The organism is Pectobacterium parvum (assembly GCF_020971565.1).
GTDB lineage: Bacteria > Pseudomonadota > Gammaproteobacteria > Enterobacterales > Enterobacteriaceae > Pectobacterium > Pectobacterium polare.
In genome coordinates this window covers 1,820,335-1,844,821 of record NZ_CP087392.1, presented here as the reverse complement: position 1 = coordinate 1,844,821, position 24,487 = coordinate 1,820,335, and the positions used below count along the sequence as shown (strand labels likewise).

The following is a 24,487-nucleotide window of genomic DNA, read 5'->3' as shown; positions in this document are numbered from 1 at the left end:
AGAATATTGCGTCGCGGTCTCCCCCTTGGCAATAGCATCAAAAGCAAAAAACTTCTCGTTTGGCACGACGCAGATGCGTTTAGCTTATAATCAAAATCAGCCCTCCAACTCGGTACCCAGAGTTGAATACCACATTTATTGCGAAGATGCCGCATCCTTATCTTTTGGCGCATTGCGCCCATTACGCCTCCGAAAACGGTCAAAATAAAGCCAGACTACGGGGGTGGTAAACAGGGTTAAAATCTGACTCAGCGCCAACCCGCCTGCTATTGCCAATCCTAACGGACGCCTGAGCGCCGCATCCCCGCCATAATTCAGAGCCAGCGGCAAAGCGCCCAGAAAAGCAGCCAGCGACGTCATCATAATTGGCCGAAAGCGCACTCGGCAGGCATGCGTTATCGCCTCCAACGGAGGAGCACCGCGATCCTGTGCGGTTAGCGCGACGTCAATCATCATAATACCATTTTTGAGCACAATACCCGCCAGCAGCAAAATACCAATTAAGGAAACAATAGTAAGCGGCGTCTGGGTTAATAGCATGAGCAACTGCGCACCAATACCGGCAGAAGGCAGCGTTGAGAGAATGGTCAGCGGATGAATATAGCTTTCATATAATATTCCCATCACCACGTATAAAATAAACAGCGCGGAAAATATCAGTAGTGGGATGGTCATTGTAAACTTACTGGCCGCTCTTGCACTGCCTTGCAGCGCAGCGTGGACAGTATCGGGTAAACCCGAAGCCACTTCCTGCTGCCCGATCAACTGCTCAGCCTGCTCCAGCGACACACCGGGCTGTAAGTTAAAGCTTAGTGTCGCGGCAGCGATGCCCCCCTGATGCGCGACCGTCACAGAAGCAGGCGTATACACCAGTTGAGCCAGTGCCGAAATCGGCACGGCTTCCCCGACCGTATTGATGACAAACAGATCCTGCAACAGACGCGGATTAGCTAAGCTGGCTTCATCCATATTCATCACCACATGGTAGAGATTGTCATCATGGTAGAAAGTGCCAATCTGCCTCTGGCTGAATAAATTGTTAAACAAATTATTGATATCGCTCATGCTGATACCCAGTTGGGAAGCCCTATCCCGATCGACGTTAAACATTGCTTTAATACCGCCGGTTTGCAAATCACTATCAACGTCACGTAATTGAGGCAACTTGTTCAGCCGAGCTTTCATTTTTGCTTCCCATTCACGCAACCGATCGCTGCTATCTGCGGTTAGGGTATATTGCCAAGCTGCATTGGCGTTACGAGCACCTATATGCAAATCCTCGGCGGGCCGCAGCAACACTTTCACACCAACTCGCTTACTCATAGACTGATTAAGCCGCTCTGCCACCGCCAGTGCACTATCCGTACGTTGGCTGGTAGGCTTCAGTAAAATATAGATGGTAGCGGATGTTCGGTTAACATACAGGCCATTATTGCTGGCAGTTACCACACTTTCCACAGCCGGATCCTGACGGATCTCCTGCACACTATCGAGTAATTTTTGTTTAAGCACCGTAAATGACGCGTTGTCTTCTACCTGCACCACCCCTTTCAGCAATCCTGTATCCTGGTGAGGGAAAAATCCTTTGTCCACCGCGCGATAGAGCGCTATGTTCAGTATAATCATGACGATCAAACTGCCCAAAGTGAGCCTCCGGTGTGCCAGCGTCCACTGTAATGCACTGTGACAGGCCGTGAGTAGGCGCTGCCCACCCAGCTCAGGATTTTCCGCTGCGAGTGACGGGCTGTTACGCAGCAGACGAGCACACAGCATAGGCGTCAGGGTAAGCGAAACGAATAGTGAAATGATCAGGGTTGCCGTCAGAGTCACAGCAAACTCGCGAAACACTCGGCCCATCAGGTTATCTAACAACAGCAGCGGTAGCAGAATAGCAATCAGCGAAGCTGTCATGGCCACAAGGGTAAAACCGACCTCTTGCGTGCCCACCAGAGCGGCGCGGATCGCCCCTTTTTTTGCCGTATGGCGACTGACATTTTCCAGTACCACAATCGCATCATCCACGATAAAACCGGTCGAGATTATCAGCGCCATCAGCGAAAGGTTATTCAAGCTATACCCCATCCCCCACATGACGGCAAAGCTGCCCAGCAGCGCGATCGGCAACGTCATACTGGCAATGAAAAGCGCCCTGACGTCTCTGAGAAAATAATAAATAACCACAATAACCAGCAGGATTGATAGCAACAGCGTCAACTCTGCCTCATGCAGTGAAGAACGCACATAATCGGCACGATCGACGACAATATTCAGCGAAACGGAGTCGGGCAGACCTGCTTTTAATGACGGTAACCGTTGTTTAACGCCTGTAATAACATCCAGCATATTGGCATCTGCCTGACGTGAGATACTCAGCATCACCGCCGGACTTTGGTTATAAAACCCCACATTGTTGTTATCCTCCACGCCTTCAACGATTGTGGCAATATCGCCTAATCGCACGGCATGCCCGTTCCGCCAACTGACAATAAGCGAGCGATAAAGCGGCACACTGTCAGCCTGCGTTTGCCCTTCAATGATCAGGCGAGAACCCTGATCCTCCAGCTCGCCCTCTGCCCTAGCGGAAGTGGCATTTTTCACCGCCCGTCGTACAGTTTCAAGAGACAGTCCTAAATTTGTCACCCTCTGTAAATTGAGATCTATACGTATGGCTGGCGCGGAACTGCCGAGAATATCCGCTGTCCCGACTCCCGGCAACTGCGAAATACGCTGCTGCATTTGCCCGGAAACCAGTTGATAAAGCTCGGGGCGACTGAGCCGATCTGAGGTTACGGCAATGACCAGAACGGGGACATCCGCAGGGTTGATTTTTCGCCAGGCAGGTAGCGTTGGCATCCCGCTGGGTAGCAGTGACTGCGCAGCATCAATCGCCGCCTGAACATCACGCGCAGCCCCGTCAATATTGCGACTAATATCAAACTGCAGCACGATCATCGTCGTGCCTGGCGAGTTGCTGGAGGTCATCTCGGTAATACCGGCAATCTGTCCCAGCATTCTTTCCAACGGCGTGGCAACGGTTGCTGCCATCGTATCGGGGCTAGCTCCCGGCAGGGCTGCCGTCACGATAATCGTGGGAAGATCGACCTGCGGCAGGGGAGCAACTGGTAGTAAACGAAAGCCGATCAGACCAACCACACTGATGGAAATCATCAGCAACAGCGTGGCCACTGGCCGACGGATACACAGTCGGGTAAGCAGCCTCATGCTGGTTGCTGCCGCATAACACCGGAAAGAACGGTGAACCGACTCAGACCCAGATATATTACCGGCGTACTGAACAGCGTCAGTAGCTGGCTGACCAGCAACCCGCTGATAATCACCAGCCCCAGCGGCTGCCGCAGTTCCGCCCCCTCCCCACTAGCTAACATTAGCGGCAACGCCCCTAATAACGTGGCAAATGTGGTCATCATAATTGGGCGAAAACGTAGCAGACAGGCCTGCCGAATGGCCTCCTTGGCTGATAATCCTCCCTGTTGAGCCTGAAGCGCAAAATCAATCATCATAATCGCATTCTTTTTCACAATACCAATCAGCAGGATCATGCCGATCATCGCGATCAGAGTGTAATCCGCGTCGCTCAGCCACAGCGCCAACAGCGCCCCGACGAGAGCAGACGGTAGGGTAGAAAGAATAGTGACGGGATGCAGAAAGCTTTCATACAGCATTCCCAGAATCACATATACGGAAAAAATCGCGACGGCTATAAGCCAAAGCTTACTGGCGGGTGAATGTTCAAACAGGCCCGCCTCCCCCTGAAAACGCAGCACCAGACTCTCGGGCTGACTCAGTTGAGCCTTCCGCTGCTGGATAGCTTTTAACGCTTCCTGCAGGGAATAGCCGTCGACCAGATTAAAGGAAAAAGTAACGGTTGGTAGCTGATTAATCCTTTCATAAATGAGTGCGCCCTGTCCGATGTTAAGGCTAGCTACCGCGCTCAGCGGCACCATACCCTGCGTGGTGCTTTCGCCATTAGCCTGTGTATGCTGCGTTTTCAGATACAGCCCTCTCAATGCACTGATGCCATCCTGATTCTGCATTTTTGCATTCAGGATCACACGATACTGGTTCGCTTCAGTGTAAAGGGTGGCGATTTGCCGCTGCCCGAAGGCGTTATAGAGCGCCGCATCGATATCAGCTACGCTGATCCCTAGCATCTGAGCTTTATCTCGATTGATAACAATGTTGACCGTTTTAGCCAGTGAATCAACACTGCTGCTGATATCACCCAGTCCCGGAGTATGACGCAGAGCCACAGCCAGTTGCAGCGCGCGATCCCTCAGCTCAGTACGGTTAATGCCTTCAAGGGTAAATTGATAGCGTCCCGGCGCGACCAAATCGTTTAATGTCAGCAGCGGCGGCATCGTGGCGTAAAGTTGCATATCTACCCGATGTCCAACTGCATGTTTCAACTCTGCGGCAATCTGGCTGGCAGAACTGGCGCGCAACGAAAAAGGTTTTAAATTTACCTGGATATGACTGCGGTTCAGCGCTGAATTTGCTGCGTTGACGCCCACACTGGCCGTCACGCTGGCTACCGCTGGGTTTTGTAGAAGAATACCTGTAAGGATCTGCTGCCGGCGGCTCATTTCAGCGTATGAGATGTCACCTTGCGCAATGGCTGTGAACTGAATAACCCCTGTATCCTCTGAGGGGAATAAGCTTTTAGGGACTAGCAGATAAAGCAGGATGGTCAACAACGCCAAACCAACAGTGATAAGCACCGTTAGCCCCCCATGCAACAGGCATTTGTCTAACATACAGCCATATATCTGGGTCAGACGCGCAAAAAACTGCCCCGACTTATGCTGGCTTACAGGTACAAGCATCGCAGCACAGAGCATCGGCGCAAGCGTCAGGGAAATTATCATCGACATCAGTATGGCGACCGCCAGCGTGATAGAAAACTCCCGTAACAGCCGACCAATAATCCCCTCCATAAATAAAAGCGGGATCAGCACCGCAACCAACGACAGCGTGAGCGAGATGACGGTAAAGCCAATCTCTTCCGTGCCCTTTAGCGCCGATTCCCGACGCGACATGCCGCGTTCCAGCCAGCGGGAAATGTTCTCAACCACCACAATGGCGTCATCAATAATAAAACCGCTGGCTACGGTTAAGGCCATCAGCGTGAAGTTATTCAGACTGAAGCCACAGAAATGCATGATCACGCAGGTGCCTGCCATGGATAGCGGCACAACGATGCCCGTTACCAACGTGGCAGCAAAACTCCGCAGGAAGAAAAACGTAACCATCACCACCAGTAATACGGAAAACATCAGTTCCTTACTGACTCCGGCTACCGAGGCACGCACCATATCGGTATGATCGACCAACATCGTGAGGCTGACATCAGGTGGCATTGAGGCCTGCCACTCCGGTAGATGTTGCCGGATGGCGTCGGCAACCTGAATTTCATTCACGCCCGGCTGGCGCTGAATAGTAATCAGAATGGCCGGTTGCTGATTGACCCAGGCCGCTTGCTGCGCATCCTCTGCCCCATTTTCTACCACCGCTACCTCTTTCAGCCGCAGCGCGACGCCATCATGCCAGGAGAGAATAAGGTTGCGCCAATCCTCTATATTTAGTAGTTGATCATTCGTATCAAGCAACAGCGCTTCGTAGCGGCCATTGATATCGCCTTTTGCGCTTTGTAGGCTGCTGACGGCTATCTGTTGCCGGACATCCTCTAAGGTCAGATTACGGGCGGCAATCGCTTGTTGATTAAGAGTTATACGGATCGCGGGACGGTTTCCGCCCTGTAGTGTGAGATTACCTATCCCGTTCAACTGAGCGATTTTCAGGGCGATGCGGGTATTAATCAGATCCTGCACTTCGGTAAGCGGTCGCTGCCGTGAGGTTGCCACCAGCGTCACAAGCGGTTTATCCGCCGGGTTCACTTTTTTATAGACTGGCGGCGTAGGCAGGTCATCCGGCAGCAATTTTGATGCGGCATTGATGGCTGCCTGAACTTCCTGCTGTGCCACATCAAGAGGGAGACCAAGATTAAAACGTAGCGTAATAGAGGATATACCGTTCCCGCTGGAAGAATACATCTGTTCCAGGCCGGACATCATGCCTAGTTGGCGTTCCAGCGGGGCGGTGACGGTAGAGGAAATCACCGCTGGGCTGGCACCTGGATAGTACGTTGTCAACTGAATGACGGGATAATCCGCCTGCGGCAAAGCCGAAACTGGTAGGGTCAGACAGGCAATCAGACCCGCGATAAACACACTCAGCGCAAGCAGTAGTGTGGCTACTGGGCGAGCAATAAACGGACGGGAAGGATTCATACACCAGACGCCTTTTCTCCGTCCTCTTGGCTGACAATCTCGACCATACTGCCTTCTCTCAAGACCGCAAAACCCTCGGTTACCACCCTCTCTCCCCTCGTCAGACCAGATTCCAGCACAACCCCCTCACGGCCATACTGCACACCAGGCACCACTACTCGTTGATGAACGCGGTGATCAGCATCAACCACGTAAACAAAATTACTCTGCTGCCCATACTGAATGGCTCGCTGGGGAATAACCGTCACAGATTTCAGCAACGCAACCTGCAAATGAACATTGACCAGTTGGCTGGGGTATAACATTCCGTCACGATTATCACAAACGGCCTTCAATTTAATACTGCCAGTTGTGCTGTCAATTTCATTACTGATGTAGCGCAGCGAACATTGCGCCAGAGCATGACGATTACTGGCGTCAAAAATAACCAGCGGTAAGGCTAGGTGCTGCTGTTTTGCTCTGATTTCAGGTAAGTTTTCCTGCGGCAAACTGAACGTAACGGCAATAGGGCTTTCCTGAGTGAGGGTGACAATCGCCTTGTTTTCACTGGCAAGGATCATATTTCCCTCATCAATTAATCGCAACCCTACTCGCCCTGAAATCGGTGCCGTAATACGAGTAAAATCAAGATTAAGCTGTGCCGATGCAATCTGCGCTTCAGTTGCCATTATCACGCCGTGCAATTTGTCTACCACCGTAGATTGATCGTCCAGTTCCTGCCTGGCGATTAAATTACGCTGCTGCAAGGCACGAAAACGCTTTAATTTTTCATCTGCACTTTTCAGCATCGCCATATTTTCAGCCAACTCACCACGGTAACGTTGCAGCACGGCCTGATAGGCGCGGGGATCGATTTGTGCCAGCAGTTGCCCTTTTTTTACTTCATCGCCTTCAGTAAACATAACCTTAATTAGCTGCCCGTCGACCTGGCTGACGACATTCACTGTTGCCTGTGAGACAACCTTACCCAATGCCTGTAAAGTTACCGGCACATCGGCCCGATGAGCCAGCGCGGTTTGCACTGGAGCGCTCTGCGCTTGAGGTAAAGTTACCACATCAGAACGAGATGCCGTTCTGCCCCATAAAAAAAAGCTGGCCAACACAGAAATGATTAAACAGAAAATAAGGATAATGTATTTGACTTTTATTTTTCCAAACTGTTCCATTATTCATTCCCACTTAATCTGCATAGCTAACTTTCTAGGTTGCATTAAAATAAAGATAATATTATACCGCCTGCCAATATTAACTAGCAGGCTAATTAAAGAGTAAAGTAGGATTTCCAGTCCGGCTGGATTGGCCAGAAGCTACTGTTCATCTTGCCTTAAAACATCTTCACCCGACAGACTGAGTTCTTTATCCAATGCAGCGATTTCCGTGCTCATTTGCTCATATACAGTGGCAACAACGTCGCGGACAGGCTGCGTATCAATGGTTTCTTTTGGCACCGGCGGTAAAAATCTGATAATAATTTCACCGTTATTTATTCTGTTAAGTTTAAAATTACTATAATAATTACTGGCACTAACTGGAACCAAAGGCAATCCGGCATTACGGGCAAGATGAAAAGCACCGGTTTTGAACGGTTTTAGACCTTTACCATAATTACGCGTACCTTCGGGGAATAACCAAACGGACATATTCTCCTTCAGCATTTTTTCTTTGGTTTTTTGCAGCGCCTGAAGCGCCTTGATTTTATTACCACGCTCGATAAATATGTTACCCGATAACCAATAAATCAGCCCAAAGAAAGGGAAGTAAAGGATGCTTTTTTTTCCTATGCTCACCGCGCCAGGCGGTACGGCTCCAGTCAGGAAAAAAATGTCATAGTTGCTTTGATGATTAGCGACATAGACGCAACTACCTGAAAGAATATTTTCCCTGCCGGTGATGGTAACTTTGACCCCAAGCAGCCAGGAGACTTTACTGTAAAGCTGGGCTGCGAAGTGAACGTTCATGATGTTACGGGGCCGTAAAAGGCAAACAAGTAGCACCACAACACTGCTCAACAATATAAAAATGCCTATCAAAATCAGTCTGACTATAGCAATCATAAACCTGTCCAATATTTATCCATGTTGAGTTTCACGTTGCTGAAAGCCCAGCCATACCTGCTGGTAACTAACGACAGTTTCCTCGCAAACCTTGCTTTCACCGCTGACAATAATAAAGCTGTCCTTTTGGACATCAAGAAAAACATGATGCTGGATAATTTCTCCAGCAATAATCGCACGCTGAAACTGAATATTTTTACAGGAAATAACATAGGGGGAGAGATCCCGCTCGGCGCAGTTCAGAAACAATCCGGCCGACTGGAAAAACGACTCAACAACCAGCCATTCCGGATAGACAAACTCGTGCAGGTTTGTAAAATTAGCATGTCTGAATTCATAGTCATTCAGCGAAACAAATTTTTCCGTAATGACTTTGCTGTCATTTTGAATAATTCTGTCCACCAATACCATCGGAAAACGGTGCGGATTACCGCCAATCATCCCGATATTATTTTGAGTATCAATCTGCATATTCTTTACCTGCAGAAAAAATAAAATGAATCTTCGCCACGGTTTCCTGCGATAAATCCTCTACCCGCGTCACAACATCAATGTTGCCCGCCGTAGTTGGGAAATATTCAATAAGGTAATTCAGCTCAGTGTTCGCCATGACCATTTTAACAAATTTCGCCTGTCTGATGACGTAAGGAAGGCTGGCTATTTCCGGCGGAAGCAGCCTTAAAATCTCCCTGAAATGAAATACACCAGGCAGCAGTGGTCTGTCCGGAAAATGTCCCCGGAAAGCCCGGTGCTCGGAAGTAAAGTGCTGGCTGTGCGTTATCCGACTCGCGTGACGATCCTCCACAGATTTCACAGTGATGCCTTCTCAATAAGAGCCATGCCATAAAAACCGTCGGCATCTATCGCTAACTGTACGCCGAACCTATTGCCATCGGTGCGTGACAAAATATCTTCCAGCTGCCAGGCTCCTAGTCCAGCCATCAGCACCCGCGCAGCAGCAGGTAAAATAGTCAATGTCGCTTTGGTGAATTGCTGTGCCAACGTCTCTGAATGGCCGACGGCATCCCACAGATTGATATGGCCAATGTCGGTTTCCGCCACGCCCTGGCTGAAAAGAAAACTCGCCAGCCGATCAGTCAGCAGCAAACGTTGCGACAGCCTTCCAGTGGAGACTGCAAGAATGCGAGCTGCGGCCTGTGGCTGCTCGGAAAACAGATATAGAGCGGCATAGCACTGCTGAGGGAAGTGCTCCTGTTGGATGTTTTTTCGATGATGATCAAGCGTCTGACCATACAGTCCTTGCCAACTCTCCAGAGCGCTGACAAAAATATCCTCAGCCTGCCCCCGTTGTTTAAGGGCAAAAGCTTTGGTCAGCGCCTCATAGAAAGACAGTTCACTGGCACATAAACTGATATTCGGGCCATCAAAACCATAGTGAATGGCAGACATTCCGGCTGTGGAATTAATTACTGTATTAGGAATGTTGCCTGGTGAAATCTGGTGTGGTAGCGCATTTTGCCGCGACTCAATCAGCAGTTTACAGACGCTGTCAAACGCCCCCATTGAAGTGGCACTGACCATTGCTGCATGCGCTTCCCACCTCGTGGTTTGGCTCAACGCGGCAAAGCAACACAGCATACTGACCGTTTGCGGGTCGATATTACGTAACTTTTTGCCCACCAGCACAGATGACTCATCGATTTGCTGCCGCTCCTCACTGGCCAGCGGCTGGCAATTTCCGAATTGTATCCCATCCTGCAAACTGCACCAGTGGCTGAGGGAAAGAGATAATTTAGCCATGCGTATTCATACTCCTGAAAGCCACGATGGCGTTGTTCCCGCCAAAAGCAAAAGCGTTGTTCAGCACAACGTTAACCGGCTGAGGCAGATACTTTACCGTCAGCGGCAGCGGAATTTCTGGATCCTGCTCGGTAAGATTAATCGTCGGCGGGATTCCGTGATTAAGGGCAAACATACAGGCAATAGCACCAAAACCCGCGGCGGCCCCCATCGCATGTCCAGTCATAGATTTAATCGAACCGCACATCGGAATGTCATCGCCAAATACTTTCTGTAGTGACTGGTATTCGTTGAGGTCGTTGGCGGGCGTACCAGTACCATGCATACAGATATAATCCACCTCTTTAGGCGACAAGCCGGCGGTATTAAGGCAGCGACTCAGGCAGGTTTTAATTTTTTCCGGATTAAGATTGGTCATATGAGTAGCATCGCAATTCATTCCGTACCCGACAACTTCACCATAAATTTTCGCTTTTCTGGCCAACGCGGACGACAATTTTTCAAGCAACAGAATGCTCGCACCTTCCGCGGGAATAATCCCTTTACGGTGAAGATCAAAAGGGGTGCAGTGTTTTTCACTGATAGCGGACAGGCGGTGAAAGATTGAAAACGTTTTGCGGCAGACTACATCACTGCCACCGCAGATAGCGAAATCAGCCTCGGAGTTTTGCAGATATTCTACCGCAGACACAATCGCCGCATTGCTGGCAGAGCAGGCATTACCAATAGTGTATGCTGGCCCAGTTGAATCAAGATAAAGATTAATGTTACGGCTGATACGGGCATGAGCAACCGCATCAAAACTATCTTGCGGAACACTCTCCGCATTATGCAGTTGTGATACCAGCGCATCAATGCGCTGGGATTCACCATCAGTCGTGCCAAGAAAACAGCCAACTGGCTGATTTTTTAGTTCTTCTCTCGTCAGACCGGCATCATCAATCGCCAACTGAGTTCCCAAAATGGCATACAGGCTGGCTTTTTCGCAGCCCTCGGGCAGTGTGCCAAGTGAATACTGATTAAGGTCTACTGCACCGACTTCACAGGCGTACTGATGCTTATAATTGCTCACCTCTATGGAGCGCACTGGCTCTGCTCCATCGACCCCTGCGACGAGCGATCGGAAGAAGGCCTCTCTGCCGATCCCCAAGGCATGGACAGGTCCAAGACCCGTAACCACTATCCGTTCGCTGACGGAGGCGTTGAATTGGCTCACTGACCGGTTTCCTCCAACTGCGTTGCAGAAATTTCCTGCATCATCGTGTAGATCGAATTCATATCCGTCATTTTTTCTATATGACTTTCGGGCAGGTGAATACCGAATTCAGCTTCAATGGCCGCTAGAATTTCGATGCCAGTAATAGAATCTGCACCGAACTCCGTTTTAAATAACGCATCCTCAGCAATTTCTGCACTGTCAACTTCAAGAATTTCAGCAACCAGCTCTTTCAGTCTGGCATGGATATTTTCGTGATTCATGGTACTCTCCAAGTTCAGATAACAAAGGGGAATAGCTTCCAGGAATATTTCCTGTAGAGTGAATACTGGTGCCCAAAGCTTTGCTTCATCATCTCTTCTTCATTTTCAATTCGGCGCATGGCCAGAATGAAAAAAACAAAAAAGCAGAGTAATGCAGCATCCAGATGAAGAAAGCAGCCAAAGCCAGTCATCAGCAAAATAGTCCCGCTGTAAGCCGGATGGCGAATAAACCTAAACAAGCCATAATTAATCAGTTTATGTCCGTCGAGAACGCGTAAGGTATGGGAAAAGTGTATCCCTAGCGTCACCTTAGCCCATGTCCGAAGTACGCAACCCAGTAGTACCAGCAGGCCTCCTGTTAATATCATTGCCTGGGGGCTTTCAACGGTACTGGAAAAATACATCAGTACAGAAATCGTAGACGAGATAACCACGGCGCTCAGCATCCCCTTATCACGGGAACGGTTATCTGAAATTTCCTTAAGGAAGAAAATTTCATTCAACACTGCTATAAATGCTACCGGATAAAGCAGCGTGTTTTTACCAACGTATAACGCTAATCCTAAAGAAAATGTCAGTGGAAGGATAAAAGCAAACAGCAGTGATAATCGAAATTTTTTCATTTTATTTTCCAAATATCGCCGGGTTCAAAATTAACAGAATGAAGCGCTATATTTTCCGACACTTCGACTATCCAGTCTCGCTGAAATAAATCTTGAAAACGTTCGACAGGAAACTGATTCCAACGAAAACCGGATGAAATCAAACTTCTTGCAGCTAATATTTTGTAGATAAGCTTGATGAAAACCAGTTTCTTTCTTGTTGGCTGATATTTTTTACCGTGCACATGCTGATTCACCGCGCGGATCAAATCGTTAACGCTGTAGCGATGCTGACTCAGTAAATAACTAACCTTCAGCGAAGGTTCATCTTTTTTATCCAGCCAGCAGGAAATATAGTGAGCGATATCCTGATTACTGACGCAATACCAGCGACAAATTTCCCCCTGTATTTCAGGCAGTTTGCCTTTTTTCGCCATTTGCAGAAGCGGGGAAAGATTGGCGTCATCCTTACCGAATACCGCAGGAATTCGTAGCAACTCACCGCACAGCTTATCGCTGTACTCAACAAAAACCTGCTCTGCGCGCTGTTTATCGACAGAGTATGCATCAGCATAGTTATTGGCGTTGAAGGCTTTGATAGTGCTTAAATGCAGCAGTCGGTATTTTTTTCCTTCAACTTCCGGCAGTGAGTTAACCAGTTGCTGGGCTATCGCTTCGTTGGCATCTCTTTGCATTTTGATTTTCGCTAGACCCACTCCCGAACAATTGATAATCGCCGCGCAGTCACCAATCAGCGCCCGCCATGCCATGTCGCCGGGTTCACAGTAGAAATAACCCTGCTGTGGTCGCCGCGCATAGCGTACCACTTCAATATCACTACGCTGGCTAAGATAATCGGCAACATTCTTGCCAATAAAGCCAGTCGCACCGATGATCAAGATTTTTTTCATTTATCCCAAACTTCCACGGTAAAGCAGCCGTGTTTAAAAGCTGTACGCGACTGGAACTGATTTTTTACCAGCCGCTTTTTCAGGTAATGAATCAGATAGCCATGCGAAACAATAGCCACATTTCCTCCCTGTTCAAGTTGAGGGAGCAACCGCTGCGAGCGGCATTTTGCATGCTTAACTTTCTCCGGCTCACCACTTAATCGTAACAGCCAGGCAATACGGGAAAGTAAAAACCACGTTCTGACTTTCAGTTTCACTAGCGGCAAGGGAAAAATCTTTAATCCAACCTCGGAAAGATCAGAATTAATAATATAATCGTCAATATGGCTAAAAAGCAGTTGGCAGGTACGCTCAGCCCGTGCCACAGGCGAGCAATACACCACAGGATTACTTTCTTTAATTTTTTGAAAGAGTTCAGTGAGAAGAAACTTAGCTATTTCACTCTCTTCAATATCTTTCGTCTGATTATAATCCTGCAAACGCAATTGCGCTGTCTTATAATCGCAGGAGGTATAATCAATTTTCGGTGTTGCATGTCTAATTAAAAAAATCATATTAAATAAGCACAGGTGATAATCAGATTACCGACAAAAAATAAAAATGGCGTATCCCAAGTATGAGGGGACTTAGCCTCCGTCAGAGTCATTGCGAGAGGAAACAATATAACCATCATCGCTAAGCCCATCCCATGAAAACGTTGCATAAACAACAGAGCTAAAATTAGCGCGGTAACAAAAACTACCAGACTTCCTTCATAACTGCGATAAAAGGTTCTATCAATAAGAAAACCTTTCACAGCATATTTATGTTTGCCAAATCTAATGCCAACTGGCTCAGCAAGTCCATCCCCTAGAGTGGTTGTTAAAATAGTCATATACATCAGTTCCTGAGGAATATTCCATTTATTCCAAAGCAGGCTAAACAGCGCTAAGATCACAAAACCAACAAACGTTTGCGAAAAAATCCAAACCAAAGTATAGGGCCGATCTTCTGGGCGATCAATTGCGTAAAAAGACAGAGAAAGATATTTTAACTTATCGCGAAAAAAACTAACCAGACTGATAAAAAACAGCACACTGGAAAGGGATGCAATAATGATTTTATCTGTCGGGTTACTAATACTAAATAACATATAAATAACACCGGGAAAAATGAACATTGAAAAATGTCCTATTTTTCTGGTGTAATTTATTTTAATGTCGTAACTGTGCGCCAGTAGGCCAAGACCTGAACAAAGTAACCAGTAGCTACAAACCAGTACGAAAATAGGTAGAACAATGCTTATAGACATTAAACCAGTCTCTACTTCAGCTAATACGGGAAATTGCCTGTTCTAAGGCTTCAGCCAAGAGATCGATATCTTCTTTCGTATGATTACGTGTTAATGTGATGCGCAGTCGTGATTTATTTTTTTCTACATAAGGCGGAACAAACAACGAGGTCATAATATTTTTTTGCAGTAAGTAATCATTTACTGCTGCTGCCTGCGCTGCCTTCTCAAAGATGACTGGTATAACCGCAGAGACAGAATACTGTTTGTTGACCGGGGTATCTTCCAGACGGCGATGCGCATAGTCAATCAATTCTGCCAATTCCGCTCGTCGGATTTTCCCTTCACGCTTGTTAATTTCTAACGCCATGCAAGACGCTGCGGCAACACCTGGCGAAACAGCCCGTGAGGCATTATAGGTTGCACTTTTATATCTCACTTTTTGCGCCAGCGCGTCATCTTTAATGATACAGAAACCGCCTGTTGAGCCAAAAGACTTGCTCATAGTACCAATGATCACATCCACTTTACCGAGGCAGTCGCTAGCTTCAACCAACCCACAGCCATTCTCACCCAAAGCACCAACACCATGTGCATCATCAATGTAGAGAATGATGTTCGAGTAGCGTTCTTTTAGTTCACATAGCGCGGCAACATCACAAAAATCACCGTCGGCTGAAAAAACTCCGTCGGAGACTACAAGTATTTTTTTTCCTAGATTATTTTTTACGATATCCGTCAGTTTTGAAATGTTGTTATGTTGATAAACGCGGAATGGCCTGCCGCTAAGTTTGACCGCATCGTACAGGGATACATGGCAAAGTTTATCCATAACAATCAGGTCAACATCTTCTGCAATTACGGGCAGCGCTCCGATGTTAGCCTGATAGGATGTGGTATACATCAGAGAAGAATTGACACAATACATTTCGGCATAACGGTTTTCTAACTCTTCATGATACTCTGTATAACCACAAAAAATCATCGGCCCGCTGATATTAGTACCGTACTTCTGGATGGCTTTTATCGCCGCATCCTTCATTAACTGGTTGTCTGCCATACCCAGATAATCGCAGGATGAGAAATTCAGATTTTTGTCGCCATTCACCAAATTTAAATACCGGCCGCAGGCGGAACGCACTCGTGGGAAATAATGCAATTTGACGTCGTCATTCTCTGCATTGACCATTTCATATAAACTCATTGCCTTTTCCTTAAGTTTTTTTCTGAGCAATCGCAAAAATTCTGTAACGCCTGAGCTGGCTTTCACCGTGCTGGGTAAGTTTTTGCATCGTCCTGACAATCATTTTGTTATCTTCCAACATCCAAGAAATACTGAATTTCTTAATGCCCCGCTTAATAGCAATCGTAGAGAGTTTTGATGTCAGCACAACCGACAGTCCGCGCTGACGATATTCAGGGAGTACACCAGAAAGAAATGCACGCCCCGTCTTTCCTGAGGCATCAGCAATAAATTGCATCATTGTAAAACCAATAACATCGCCATTTTTGCAGGCAATCATGCCCATGATGTTGGGCACATTATTTGCTGCAATTGCAATTTCATCGGCCGTTGTCGCACTGGAACCCCAGTTATCGTGCCAAGCGGTATTATAAACAGTTGCCAACTCCTGACAGCGAGCGGCTATTTGCTCTTTTTGCACAAAAAGAAAATCTACTCCCTGTAGGCGCTCCAACAGGCGTTCATCGGTATGCGTTAATAACGTATCTCTGACGTTATAATCATAAATAATTTCCAGCAGATCCTTCTCTTTACGTCCTCCCGCCGCCGTTATCCAATCGCAAAGTATGGGAATATTATCCGGCATTTGGTAGGTGAAGGGTTCGCCTGAAAAGGCACGGCAGCCCCGATTGATCAGAATTGAATTATGGACAGGACCATAGACCACAGCGTCTTTATTCTTGATAAATGATCTTTTTTCCGCTTCAGAGAAAATCGCTGAAAAAAGAAAACTCAGCGCAGAAACATCACCATCAGTGATCAATATTGAAAAACTAAGTGAGCCCAGAGATCTTATTTTTTCTTGATGTGAAAAATGAACCAGGCAGCAGGCTTTTACTTCTTCATGCAGAGAAACCACCAACGGAAAACTCACATCTGCACTTGATATATTTATAGTACTGTCAATTAGCTGATTTAATGCAGAATAGTCTAACAGGTTGTTGTGTTGAGAGTTGTAAATTTTAAGCAACGAGTTTCGCTGCACAGCATCGAGTATACAACTGTAATGGTACATTCCTTTGTAACGATCCATTCCTTTATTCGCCTAATAGACTAATAAGACAAATAAGACAAATAAGACAAATAAGACAAATAAGACAAATAAGACAAATAAGACAAATAAGACAAATAAGACAAATAAGACAAATAAGACAAATAAGACAAATAAGACAAATAAGACAAATTAATGCTCACATAGCACGCAGGTTTGTGTCAACCGTTTAAATTCACGTAAATATAAAAAAAAATTCATATTTCTCTGCGCAAATAAAGATTAACATATTGATATTTAAATATAAATTAGCAAAAGTAGTTTCGGATAACGATAAAATTGCATACTCATTCCTTACCAAGCATTAATTAGTCACACTTAGAACCTATCCCAATAGGATTTTATTCCAGACAATGAGACCGCAGGAAAAATGCAGCATGGCCTCGAAATTTTCAGCCTTCTTTTCCCCACGGGTCGGTATCCGACAGTAGCGGTTCATCCAACTATGCGTTCTTTCTACCACCCAGCTATGGGCTTTAAAATCCGTCGTTCTGATGGCATTAGACTCTGCTTTTCATGACTGGATATGAGGTTCATAACAACGGAGCTTCAGGCAGGCCTCCAGGCCTTGCACTGTCAGTCCATGCCGAAATGGCAGGCTCGTCAAACCATATTGTGAGCGCTCCACGTTGCCTCAGTGCGTTGTGGTATGCAGACCAGTAAGTATTCTTATTTATCAAAATATTAGAGGCATTACGACATACATACCAGCGAAAAAAAACGCTCACGGTAGTGGAGGATAACTACATTATTCATAAAAGATACAAAGTGGAGTGTTGACTGGAAAAAACAAGAAATTCCGATTGCCGTCCCTCCCAACATATTCGCATTGGCTGAATCCGATAGAGTTGCAGTGGTTATCATTACACGAAACCATAACCCGTAATACAGTTTCATGTTCCCAGACCCTATGCTTCAATAATTTTAGTATTTAAAATCTTTCGCAGATATGGCTACGATAAAAATAGCTGATAATCTTTACAGAAAATAAAAATGGGGTCATTCTGGTGGTCTTGACAGAAAGGGCATTCTGATTTAGCTTACTTATTAGCCAGTTACTGGCAAAGGCGATCCCAGTCAGAGGAGCCAAATTAAAGAATGTAGATACCTACGGGTGTCTACATTTTTGCATTTAATCAGTCACTTGCCTCCCCTCTCTTGTCTACTAACATCCACTGAAATACACCTATATCCAGCAATTTTGTTGGTAGATTTCTTGGTAGTTCCGGTTAGATTTTCCTTATACCAACACTTCGAGGCGAAACTCTGGGCTAAAATTGCGTCTGTTACGGTAATCCCCCCATTTTTAGCGGAGGTGATAAGTAGAATCAGGTTATGCGTTGAATATGCTGCATCGGTGTGTAGCCATTCAACGCCATATTTGGACGTTCGTTATTATAAAACCATTGCCACTGAGTGGCATAATTCTGCAATTCATCCAGTGATGTAAATAGGTATTGCCCCAGCCAGTCATAACGCACCGTCCGGTTATATCGTTCAATATAGGCATTCTGCTGAGGTTTGCCGGGCTGAATAAAACGAAGGGTTATATTCTGATGAACCGCCCACGACATCAGCATCTTCCCCGTATATTCTGGCCCGTTATCACACCGTATTGCCGTCAGTTTTCCTTTCCACTCAATACGTTGTTCCAGCGTTCTGATTACCCGACTGGCGGGCAGGGAAAAATCCACCTCAATTGCCAGTGCTTCACGATTAAAGTCATCAATAACATTCAGCAAACGGACTGAACGACCATCCGATAGCTGATCATGTATGACGTCCATCGACCAGCATTCGTTTCTGTTTTCAGGCACCGCCAGCGGTTCAGGTTTATCCCGTTTCAGTCGTTTTTTCGGCTTGATTCGCATGTTCAGCGACAACTCGCAATAAATCCGGTACACCCTTTTGTGGTTGAACCTGAAGCCTTTGACATTACGCAGGTACAAAAAATACAGACCAAATCCCCAGTTACGCTGACTGTCAGTGATGCGGAGCAGCCAGTCAGCAATGAGGTCATTTTCTTCATTCAGATGAGGCTGATAGCGATAACAGCTTTCGCTGACAACAAACAACTGGCAGGTGACGTTTCGGTTTCTGACCGCGTCCTGTGCCATCTGCTTTCGACACGATGGCATCACCACTTTTTTGCCATGGCCTCCTGAATGATTTCGGCTTTGAGCCGTTCTTCAGCATACATTTTTTTGAGGCGACGGTTTTCGTCTTCCAGTTCTTTCAGACGGGTCATCATGGAGGCGTCCATACCGCCAAAGCGAGAACGCCACTTATAGAAACTGGCATTGCTCATACCATGCTCGCGGCACAGTTCGGCCACAGGTGTTCCGGCCTCGGCTTACTTCAGGATGGACATGATCTGGCTGTCAGTAAAACGTGATTTTTTCATAGAGATCTCCCCGGTTCAGATTACGAGAAAATTCTACTTATAAACACACCGCTTTTTCGGGGGGATTACCGCCCAATACCAGTTTCTTGCGTCCATAGCGGTCCGACAACGGTCCGACGACCAGTTGAGCTAACGAGAAAGTGATAAAAAAGCTGGAAAGCGTCAAACCCAGTTCACGTGCCGACGCCCCAAGCTGCTCGCCAATATCGGGAAATGCAGGAAGAATGATATTGGTAGACAGTATGCTAATAGCCGAAAGGCCAGCCAATAACGCGACAATTTTTCCGGTCAATTGCGGGCTTTCGAAGGAATGCGCTTTCGCCATAATGACAGTGCTCATGGTGATTTTAATGACAATGACGGCGTGGAAATATGTGCCACGCAGCAGACTGGATAACGCTCGCCCCCCTGTGTGACGAGCGTTTCATATGAATGGCGGCTTACACCGCGGCGAGTTTATCGACGTGCTTCTCATTCTCTGGACGTATCTTGAACCAGATAGCGTACATCGCAGGCAGAAACACCAGCGTGATGATGGTGCCGCCAAACGTCCCGCCAATCAGCGTGTATGCCAGCGTGCCCCAGAAAATAGAATGAGTAAGCGGGATGAACGCCAAAATGGCGGCCAGCGCGGTCAGCAACACGGGTCGGGCTCGCTGTACCGTCGCCTCCACCACCGCATCGAATGGCGAGAGTCCTTCCTGCTCGTTGTGATGGATCTGCCCTATAAGAATCAAAGTATTACGCATCAGGATACCGGATAGCGCAATCAACCCCACAAGCGCATTGATACCAAACGGCTGGTTGAAGAGCAGCAGCGTTGGCACCACGCCAATCAGCCCCAGCGGTGAAGTGAGAAACACCATCACCATTGCCGACATTGACCGCACCTGTAGGATGATGATCAGTAGCGTAATAGCAATCATGATAGGAAACAGTGGTGCCATCGCCTGAGTGGCTTTTCCTGATTCTTCAATCGGGCCAGCCTGTTCAATACGGTATCCGGCCGGAAGTGTATCGATGATGGGCTGTAGCTGTTTCAGGATCGCCATAGAGACATCCGGCGGTTGCAGGTTTTCGGCGATATCACCCCGTACAGTAATGATCGGTGTGCGATCGCGGCGGCGCAGGATAGGATCTTCCATCTTCACGTCGACCTCCCCTATCTGTGACAGAGGAATACGCTGCCCAGCAGATCCCACGAGCGTGAAGCCCGCTATTTTTGCTGGATCAAGCCGGATATCACCAGCAGCACGTCCCATGACCTGCACCGACCGAATGTCTTCACGCACCGACGTGATCGGAACTCCCGAGAGCAGGAACTGAAGTTGCTGCGCGACCGCATTCGATGTCAATCCCACCGCCTGCAAACGATCCTGATCGAGCGTGAAATGCAGCGTCGGCACCTGCGGCCCCCAGTCGGTATTGACGGTCCTCATCATGGGATTTGCCAGCATCACCGTTTTCACTTTGTCTGCAATCTCACGCAGCGTGGTCGGATCCGGCCCCATAACGCGGTAGGCCACCGGATAAGGTGAATTGGGGCCAAACACTAGTTGAGTCACCCGAACAAGCGCTTCCGGTGCCAGGCCATTGGCCGCCGCTTCACGAAGCCGAAACTTGAGCACCTCACGCGCTTCTTGGCTGTCCGTCAGCACGACAATTTTTGCAAACGACGGATCAGGCAGCTCTGGCGACATAGCCAGAAAAAAGCGCGGTGAACCTTGCCCAGTGTAAGACGTAACAATTTTTGCCTCTTCCTGCTTCTTCAGCCAGTCCTCTACCTTCGCCGTTGCCGCGCTGGTCTGCTCAATGGAAGTCCCATAGGGCATCTGCACTTCTACCAGCACTTCAGGACGATCGGAGGTCGGAAAGAATTGTTTTTTAACCAGCGCCATACCTAAGATCGCTACGGTAAAGGCAGCCACCACGGTACCTGCCACGATCCATTTCCGCGAGATAACACGCGTCAGTAAACGGCGAAATTGGTTGTAATGGCGGGTGTTGTAGATGGCGGCGTGTCCCCCCTCTACGGTTTTGATTTCCGGCAGCATTTTTACACCCAAATAAGGCGTGAAGACCACCGCAACGACCCAGGAGGCAATCAGGGCAATGCCGACGATCCAGAACATGTTGCTGGTGTACTCACCGGCGGTGGATTGCGCGAAACCGTTAGGCATAAACCCCACCGCGGTGACCAGCGTACCAGCAAGCATCGGGGCAGCCGTGTGGCTCCAGGCATAGGCGGAGGCTTTGACACGGCTGTAGCCCTCCTCCATTTTCACCACCATCATCTCGATGGCGATAATCGCATCATCAACCAGCAAACCCAGTGCCAGAATGAGAGAGCCCAACGTAATTCGGTCAAAGTTTTTACCGGATGCTTCCATCACCACAAAAACGATAGCCAGCGTCAACGGCACCGCGGCAGCAACGACAACCCCCACGCGCCAGCCCATACTTATAAAGCAAACGACGAGCACGACAAGCAACGCGACGAAGAATTTGATCATGAATTCGTCGACAGAGGAGCTGATATTCACCGACTGATCGGTGACTTTCGTCAACGTCATGCCAAGCGGCATGCCTTCATTGATTTTGGTCGTCTCAGCATCCAGTGCCTTCCCCAAATCCAGGCCATTCCATCCTTCACGCATCACAATGCCCAGCAACAGCGCCGGTTCTCCCTGATTGCGAACCAGAAAGGTCGCAGGGTCTTCATAGCCACGCTCAACGGTTGCTACGTCTGAAAGCTGTAACGTCCTACCCTGTACAACAATCGGCGTTTTACGGATCTTGTCCAACTTGTCAAAAGCGCCATCCAGACGAATAAAGACCTGCGGCCCGCTCGTATTAATCGAGCCGGCAGGCGTCAGTTCGTTCTGGCTATTCAGCGCGGAGAAAATGTCCTGAGGAGCAATACCCAGCGTCGCCAGCCGGTCGTGTGAGAACGACACAAAAATGCGTTCAGCCTGTTCCCCGATGATATTGACCTTCTTCACTCCCGGCACATGCAAGAGACGCTGACGCAACGATTCGGCATCACGGACCAGTAGACGCTGCGGCTCGCCTTTCGCCTTCAGCGCAAAGAGCGCAAAGGTCACATCGGAGAATTCGTCATTAACCATCGGCCCAATCACGCCTGCCGGCAGGTTCCTGGCTTCATCGCTGAGCTTTTTACGCGCCTGATAGAACTCCTCCTGTACCTGTGAAGGCGGCGTACTATCGAGCAGCGACAGCATGGTGAAGGAGAGTCCCGGTCGCGTGTAGGTTTCTGAGCGGTCGTACCACTTGAGCTCCTGCATGCGCTTTTCTAACGGTTCGGCCACCTGATCCTGCATTTCCTGAGCGGTCGCCCCCGGCCAGACAGAAACAATAGTCATCTGCTTGACCGTAAACGGTGGATCTTCTGCCCGCCCCAGTTCAAAGAACGAGAGAATGCCAGCGACGGTAATCAGGATAATAAGAAACAGCGTGATGGAGCGCTCACGGACAGCAAGCGCCGAAAGATTGAATCTTCCCTCGCTCATGGCTGACTCCCAGCGACGCTGGCATCGCGCTGTTCAATCACTCGGACCGCCTCGCCGTCATGCAGCAAATGCGTCCCCAAGGCAACAACCTGCTCTCCTGGTTTGAGATTCCCGGTCACCTTTGCCCTATCGTCGCTAAGGCCAGACATCTGAACGGGTTGCCATGATACTTTGGCGGGATCGCCTGAAATACGCCAGACACCCGGCCCTTTCCCCGGGTCATAGATTGCCGCTAAAGGCACCTGTAGCATCTGGCGGGATACGTCATCTTGCGCAATGTGGAGCGTAACGGTGGATCCGAGCGGTGCACTCGCCAGTTCACCTTCAAGCACATACCTCGCTTCGAAGGTGCGCGTCAACGGATCGGCTGCATCGGAGAGCAACCGCAGTTTCGCTGGAACACGCTGTTCTCCGGCACCATAGCGCATTGCCTGCGCTTCGCTTCCAACCGCGGGGCGTAGCGTTTCGGGCAGTTGTACGATGGCTTCCCGCTGCCCCGCGCGCGCCAGCCGAACAACAGCTTGTCCTGCACTCACCACTTGACCGGGTTCAGCCAGTGTATTCATTACCACGCCGTCGGCATCGGCCAGCAACACGGCATACTCCGTCGCATTGCGTGCTACATCAGCCTGAGCCTGCGCGGCGCTCAGTTCCGCTTTCGCCGTCTCAGCCGCCGCCTTGATCTGATCGTAAGCCGAAGCGGATACCGCACCTGCGGCAACCAGACCACGATAGCGAGCTTCATCATCGGTAGCCTGTCTGGCACGGGCCCGGGCCGCGGCAACAGCCTGCTGCTGGGCTTGTGCCTGTAAGCTGAGATCGATAGGGTCCAGACGCATCAAAGGCTGGCCGCGTTTCACGGTCTGGCCGGTATCAACCAGACGCTCAAGGATTTTGCCTTGCACCCGAAAACCCAAGTCGCTTTGAACTCGTGCGACAACAACACCGGTGAAGGCGCGAGAAGCGTCAACAGCATTCACCACGGTAGCCGCTCTCACCATAGGAGGCTGATTGCGTGGATCGTCGACATCGGAAGCGTCGCCACAAGCCACTAGGGCGAGAGGCAACAGGCAAACAGCAAGAGTGGTGGATTTGAGCCGAAGCATGGGTTCCCTTCTTAAATGAGCAGGACAGAAACCGCATTCTCCAGCTAGTGACTAATATTGTCAATGGTCACTATTTTTAAGGTGCCAGACTACGCAATATTAACGACGGTAATAACACCGCAGCGGACGCTGACGAATCCAGGTTGTATTGCAGTTGAATAGGGCAAGCATAAGGACGCATGACCAGATAGATAGCATCTGCCGCCTCATCCAGCGGCGTCTTGCGCTCAAATTCCCCGGACTGTCGCCCCTCAAGAAGAATTTGCTGAACAAGCTGACGTAGTTTTTCTTCATAAGCAACGGCTGAAGGCCAGCGTTCGCGCGAGGATACCGCGGCGATCTCATAAAGCTTGCGATCGTGAAAAAATAAATCCCTGCCTGCGTCTATCAAGGCCTTATACAGGCGTCTCAGCTTTTCTGAAGCCGTTGGTGCATCCACCATCGCCGCGTTGACAATATCCATAATCATTGCCAGTCGATTAGTACAAATCATCTCACCGATGGCCTGTTTGGAATCAAAAAACTTGTAGATGTAGGCCTTAGAAAAACCAATCGCTTTGGCCAGATCGGACACGGTAGTCTTCTCATATCCAAAGTGTCCGAAGTGCTCAGTCGCCGCTTCAACAACCTGATCTCGAACGCTGTGATCCGACGGCCCGCGTGGGGACTGTGTATTCATGTGTTTAGTCATTACTCAAGCTTAGCTCACCGAGCGCTGATTGACAACGAGTGACCAATGCGTAATATGGTCACAACTTTTTGACTCAA

General features: G+C 48.6%; 18 protein-coding genes and 5 pseudogenes. 1 reads left to right on the top strand and 22 read right to left on the bottom strand.

What is annotated here, in order from left to right:
- Window positions 1-135: 135 nt before the first annotated feature.
- The 17 genes and pseudogenes from LOZ86_RS08240 to LOZ86_RS21530 form a co-directional block, all read right to left on the bottom strand.
- Window positions 136-3,222 carry an efflux RND transporter permease subunit gene (locus tag LOZ86_RS08240; RefSeq protein WP_052237790.1) on the bottom strand — a complete coding sequence of 1,029 codons (3,087 nt, stop codon included), beginning with the start codon at window positions 3,220-3,222 and terminating at the stop codon, window positions 136-138.
- Window positions 3,219-6,308 carry an efflux RND transporter permease subunit gene (locus LOZ86_RS08235; protein WP_052237789.1) on the bottom strand — a complete coding sequence of 1,030 codons (3,090 nt, stop codon included), beginning with the start codon at window positions 6,306-6,308 and terminating at the stop codon, window positions 3,219-3,221. The genes LOZ86_RS08240 and LOZ86_RS08235 overlap by 4 nt, the downstream gene beginning before the upstream one ends.
- Entirely contained in the window at window positions 6,305-7,474 is a 1,170-nt protein-coding gene (locus LOZ86_RS08230) for an efflux RND transporter periplasmic adaptor subunit (RefSeq protein WP_230243059.1), read from the bottom strand. The genes LOZ86_RS08235 and LOZ86_RS08230 overlap by 4 nt, the downstream gene beginning before the upstream one ends.
- Window positions 7,475-7,615: 141 nt before the next feature.
- Entirely contained in the window at window positions 7,616-8,362 is a 747-nt protein-coding gene (locus LOZ86_RS08225) for a lysophospholipid acyltransferase family protein (protein WP_039513702.1), read from the bottom strand.
- Window positions 8,363-8,377: 15 nt separating this feature from the next.
- Window positions 8,378-8,833, bottom strand: coding sequence for a hotdog family protein (locus LOZ86_RS08220; RefSeq protein WP_052237787.1), 456 nt, complete (start codon window positions 8,831-8,833; stop codon window positions 8,378-8,380).
- Complete coding sequence (locus tag LOZ86_RS08215; protein ID WP_039513700.1) at window positions 8,823-9,176, bottom strand: ApeI family dehydratase; 354 nt, start codon at window positions 9,174-9,176, stop codon at window positions 8,823-8,825. The genes LOZ86_RS08220 and LOZ86_RS08215 overlap by 11 nt, the downstream gene beginning before the upstream one ends.
- The gene (locus LOZ86_RS08210) at window positions 9,173-10,123 is read right to left on the bottom strand and encodes a hypothetical protein (RefSeq protein ID WP_039513699.1); all 951 of its coding nucleotides are present in this window, start codon (window positions 10,121-10,123) and stop codon (window positions 9,173-9,175) included. Before LOZ86_RS08210 ends, LOZ86_RS08215 begins: the two co-directional genes overlap by 4 nt.
- Window positions 10,116-11,339: a beta-ketoacyl-[acyl-carrier-protein] synthase family protein gene (locus LOZ86_RS08205; protein WP_039513697.1), complete on the bottom strand. Its 1,224-nt coding sequence runs from the start codon at window positions 11,337-11,339 to the stop codon at window positions 10,116-10,118. The genes LOZ86_RS08210 and LOZ86_RS08205 overlap by 8 nt, the downstream gene beginning before the upstream one ends.
- Complete coding sequence (locus tag LOZ86_RS08200; RefSeq protein WP_039513695.1) at window positions 11,336-11,602, bottom strand: acyl carrier protein; 267 nt, start codon at window positions 11,600-11,602, stop codon at window positions 11,336-11,338. Before LOZ86_RS08200 ends, LOZ86_RS08205 begins: the two co-directional genes overlap by 4 nt.
- A 14-nt stretch (window positions 11,603-11,616) precedes the next feature.
- Window positions 11,617-12,225, bottom strand: coding sequence for a methyltransferase family protein (locus LOZ86_RS08195; protein WP_039513694.1), 609 nt, complete (start codon window positions 12,223-12,225; stop codon window positions 11,617-11,619).
- Window positions 12,222-13,115, bottom strand: coding sequence for an NAD-dependent epimerase/dehydratase family protein (locus LOZ86_RS08190; protein WP_039513693.1), 894 nt, complete (start codon window positions 13,113-13,115; stop codon window positions 12,222-12,224). The genes LOZ86_RS08195 and LOZ86_RS08190 overlap by 4 nt, the downstream gene beginning before the upstream one ends.
- Entirely contained in the window at window positions 13,112-13,669 is a 558-nt protein-coding gene (locus LOZ86_RS08185) for a histidine phosphatase family protein (protein ID WP_039513692.1), read from the bottom strand. The genes LOZ86_RS08190 and LOZ86_RS08185 overlap by 4 nt, the downstream gene beginning before the upstream one ends.
- Entirely contained in the window at window positions 13,666-14,406 is a 741-nt protein-coding gene (locus LOZ86_RS08180; RefSeq protein ID WP_156890175.1) for a diacylglycerol/polyprenol kinase family protein, read from the bottom strand. Before LOZ86_RS08180 ends, LOZ86_RS08185 begins: the two co-directional genes overlap by 4 nt.
- A 16-nt stretch (window positions 14,407-14,422) precedes the next feature.
- Window positions 14,423-15,589, bottom strand: coding sequence for an aminotransferase class I/II-fold pyridoxal phosphate-dependent enzyme (locus tag LOZ86_RS08175; protein ID WP_039513688.1), 1,167 nt, complete (start codon window positions 15,587-15,589; stop codon window positions 14,423-14,425).
- 10 nt (window positions 15,590-15,599) lie between these two features.
- Window positions 15,600-16,661 carry a GNAT family N-acetyltransferase gene (locus LOZ86_RS08170; RefSeq protein ID WP_161547091.1) on the bottom strand — a complete coding sequence of 354 codons (1,062 nt, stop codon included), beginning with the start codon at window positions 16,659-16,661 and terminating at the stop codon, window positions 15,600-15,602.
- A gap of 343 nt (window positions 16,662-17,004) precedes the next feature.
- Window positions 17,005-17,223 (bottom strand): annotated as a pseudogene (locus LOZ86_RS08165) (IS5/IS1182 family transposase); the annotation flags it as partial.
- 19 nt (window positions 17,224-17,242) lie between these two features.
- Window positions 17,243-17,362: pseudogene (locus LOZ86_RS21530) on the bottom strand (IS5/IS1182 family transposase); the annotation flags it as partial.
- Between LOZ86_RS21530 and LOZ86_RS08155 the strand changes: the two are divergent.
- Window positions 17,349-17,566 (top strand): annotated as a pseudogene (locus LOZ86_RS08155) (transposase); the annotation flags it as partial. The pseudogenes LOZ86_RS21530 and LOZ86_RS08155 sit on opposite strands and share 14 nt — an antisense overlap.
- A gap of 441 nt (window positions 17,567-18,007) precedes the next feature.
- Here the strand turns inward: LOZ86_RS08155 and LOZ86_RS08150 are convergent.
- The 5 genes and pseudogenes from LOZ86_RS08150 to LOZ86_RS08130 form a co-directional block, all read right to left on the bottom strand.
- Window positions 18,008-19,083: pseudogene (locus LOZ86_RS08150) on the bottom strand (IS3 family transposase).
- A 67-nt stretch (window positions 19,084-19,150) separates the two neighbouring features.
- Window positions 19,151-19,408: pseudogene (locus LOZ86_RS08145) on the bottom strand (MFS transporter); the annotation flags it as partial.
- Between the two features lie 115 nt (window positions 19,409-19,523).
- Entirely contained in the window at window positions 19,524-22,613 is a 3,090-nt protein-coding gene (locus LOZ86_RS08140; RefSeq protein ID WP_039484159.1) for an efflux RND transporter permease subunit, read from the bottom strand.
- On the bottom strand, window positions 22,610-23,719 hold the full coding sequence (locus tag LOZ86_RS08135) for an efflux RND transporter periplasmic adaptor subunit (protein WP_039484157.1): 1,110 nt from the start codon (window positions 23,717-23,719) through the stop codon (window positions 22,610-22,612). The genes LOZ86_RS08140 and LOZ86_RS08135 overlap by 4 nt, the downstream gene beginning before the upstream one ends.
- A gap of 76 nt (window positions 23,720-23,795) precedes the next feature.
- A complete protein-coding gene (locus tag LOZ86_RS08130; protein WP_039484156.1) occupies window positions 23,796-24,410 on the bottom strand; it encodes a TetR/AcrR family transcriptional regulator in 615 nt (204 codons plus the stop codon).
- Window positions 24,411-24,487: the final 77 nt, after the last annotated feature.

What these genes read in the sequence shown, in the direction of transcription:
- LOZ86_RS08195 (WP_039513694.1), bottom strand. Translation starts at nt 12,225, where the DNA reads ATGAAAAAATTTCGATTATCACTGCTGTTTGCTTTTATCCTTCCACTG.
- LOZ86_RS08220 (WP_052237787.1), bottom strand. Translation starts at nt 8,833, where the DNA reads ATGCAGATTGATACTCAAAATAATATCGGGATGATTGGCGGTAATCCG.
- LOZ86_RS08240 (WP_052237790.1), bottom strand. Translation starts at nt 3,222, where the DNA reads ATGAGGCTGCTTACCCGACTGTGTATCCGTCGGCCAGTGGCCACGCTG.
- LOZ86_RS08175 (WP_039513688.1), bottom strand. Translation starts at nt 15,589, where the DNA reads ATGAGTTTATATGAAATGGTCAATGCAGAGAATGACGACGTCAAATTG.
- LOZ86_RS08180 (WP_156890175.1), bottom strand. Translation starts at nt 14,406, where the DNA reads ATGTCTATAAGCATTGTTCTACCTATTTTCGTACTGGTTTGTAGCTAC.
- LOZ86_RS08130 (WP_039484156.1), bottom strand. Translation starts at nt 24,410, where the DNA reads ATGACTAAACACATGAATACACAGTCCCCACGCGGGCCGTCGGATCAC.
- LOZ86_RS08235 (WP_052237789.1), bottom strand. Translation starts at nt 6,308, where the DNA reads ATGAATCCTTCCCGTCCGTTTATTGCTCGCCCAGTAGCCACACTACTG.
- LOZ86_RS08230 (WP_230243059.1), bottom strand. Translation starts at nt 7,474, where the DNA reads ATGGAACAGTTTGGAAAAATAAAAGTCAAATACATTATCCTTATTTTC.
- LOZ86_RS08210 (WP_039513699.1), bottom strand. Translation starts at nt 10,123, where the DNA reads ATGGCTAAATTATCTCTTTCCCTCAGCCACTGGTGCAGTTTGCAGGAT.
- LOZ86_RS08225 (WP_039513702.1), bottom strand. Translation starts at nt 8,362, where the DNA reads ATGATTGCTATAGTCAGACTGATTTTGATAGGCATTTTTATATTGTTG.
- LOZ86_RS08135 (WP_039484157.1), bottom strand. Translation starts at nt 23,719, where the DNA reads ATGCTTCGGCTCAAATCCACCACTCTTGCTGTTTGCCTGTTGCCTCTC.
- LOZ86_RS08140 (WP_039484159.1), bottom strand. Translation starts at nt 22,613, where the DNA reads ATGAGCGAGGGAAGATTCAATCTTTCGGCGCTTGCTGTCCGTGAGCGC.
- LOZ86_RS08190 (WP_039513693.1), bottom strand. Translation starts at nt 13,115, where the DNA reads ATGAAAAAAATCTTGATCATCGGTGCGACTGGCTTTATTGGCAAGAAT.
- LOZ86_RS08200 (WP_039513695.1), bottom strand. Translation starts at nt 11,602, where the DNA reads ATGAATCACGAAAATATCCATGCCAGACTGAAAGAGCTGGTTGCTGAA.
- LOZ86_RS08170 (WP_161547091.1), bottom strand. Translation starts at nt 16,661, where the DNA reads ATGGATCGTTACAAAGGAATGTACCATTACAGTTGTATACTCGATGCT.
- LOZ86_RS08185 (WP_039513692.1), bottom strand. Translation starts at nt 13,669, where the DNA reads ATGATTTTTTTAATTAGACATGCAACACCGAAAATTGATTATACCTCC.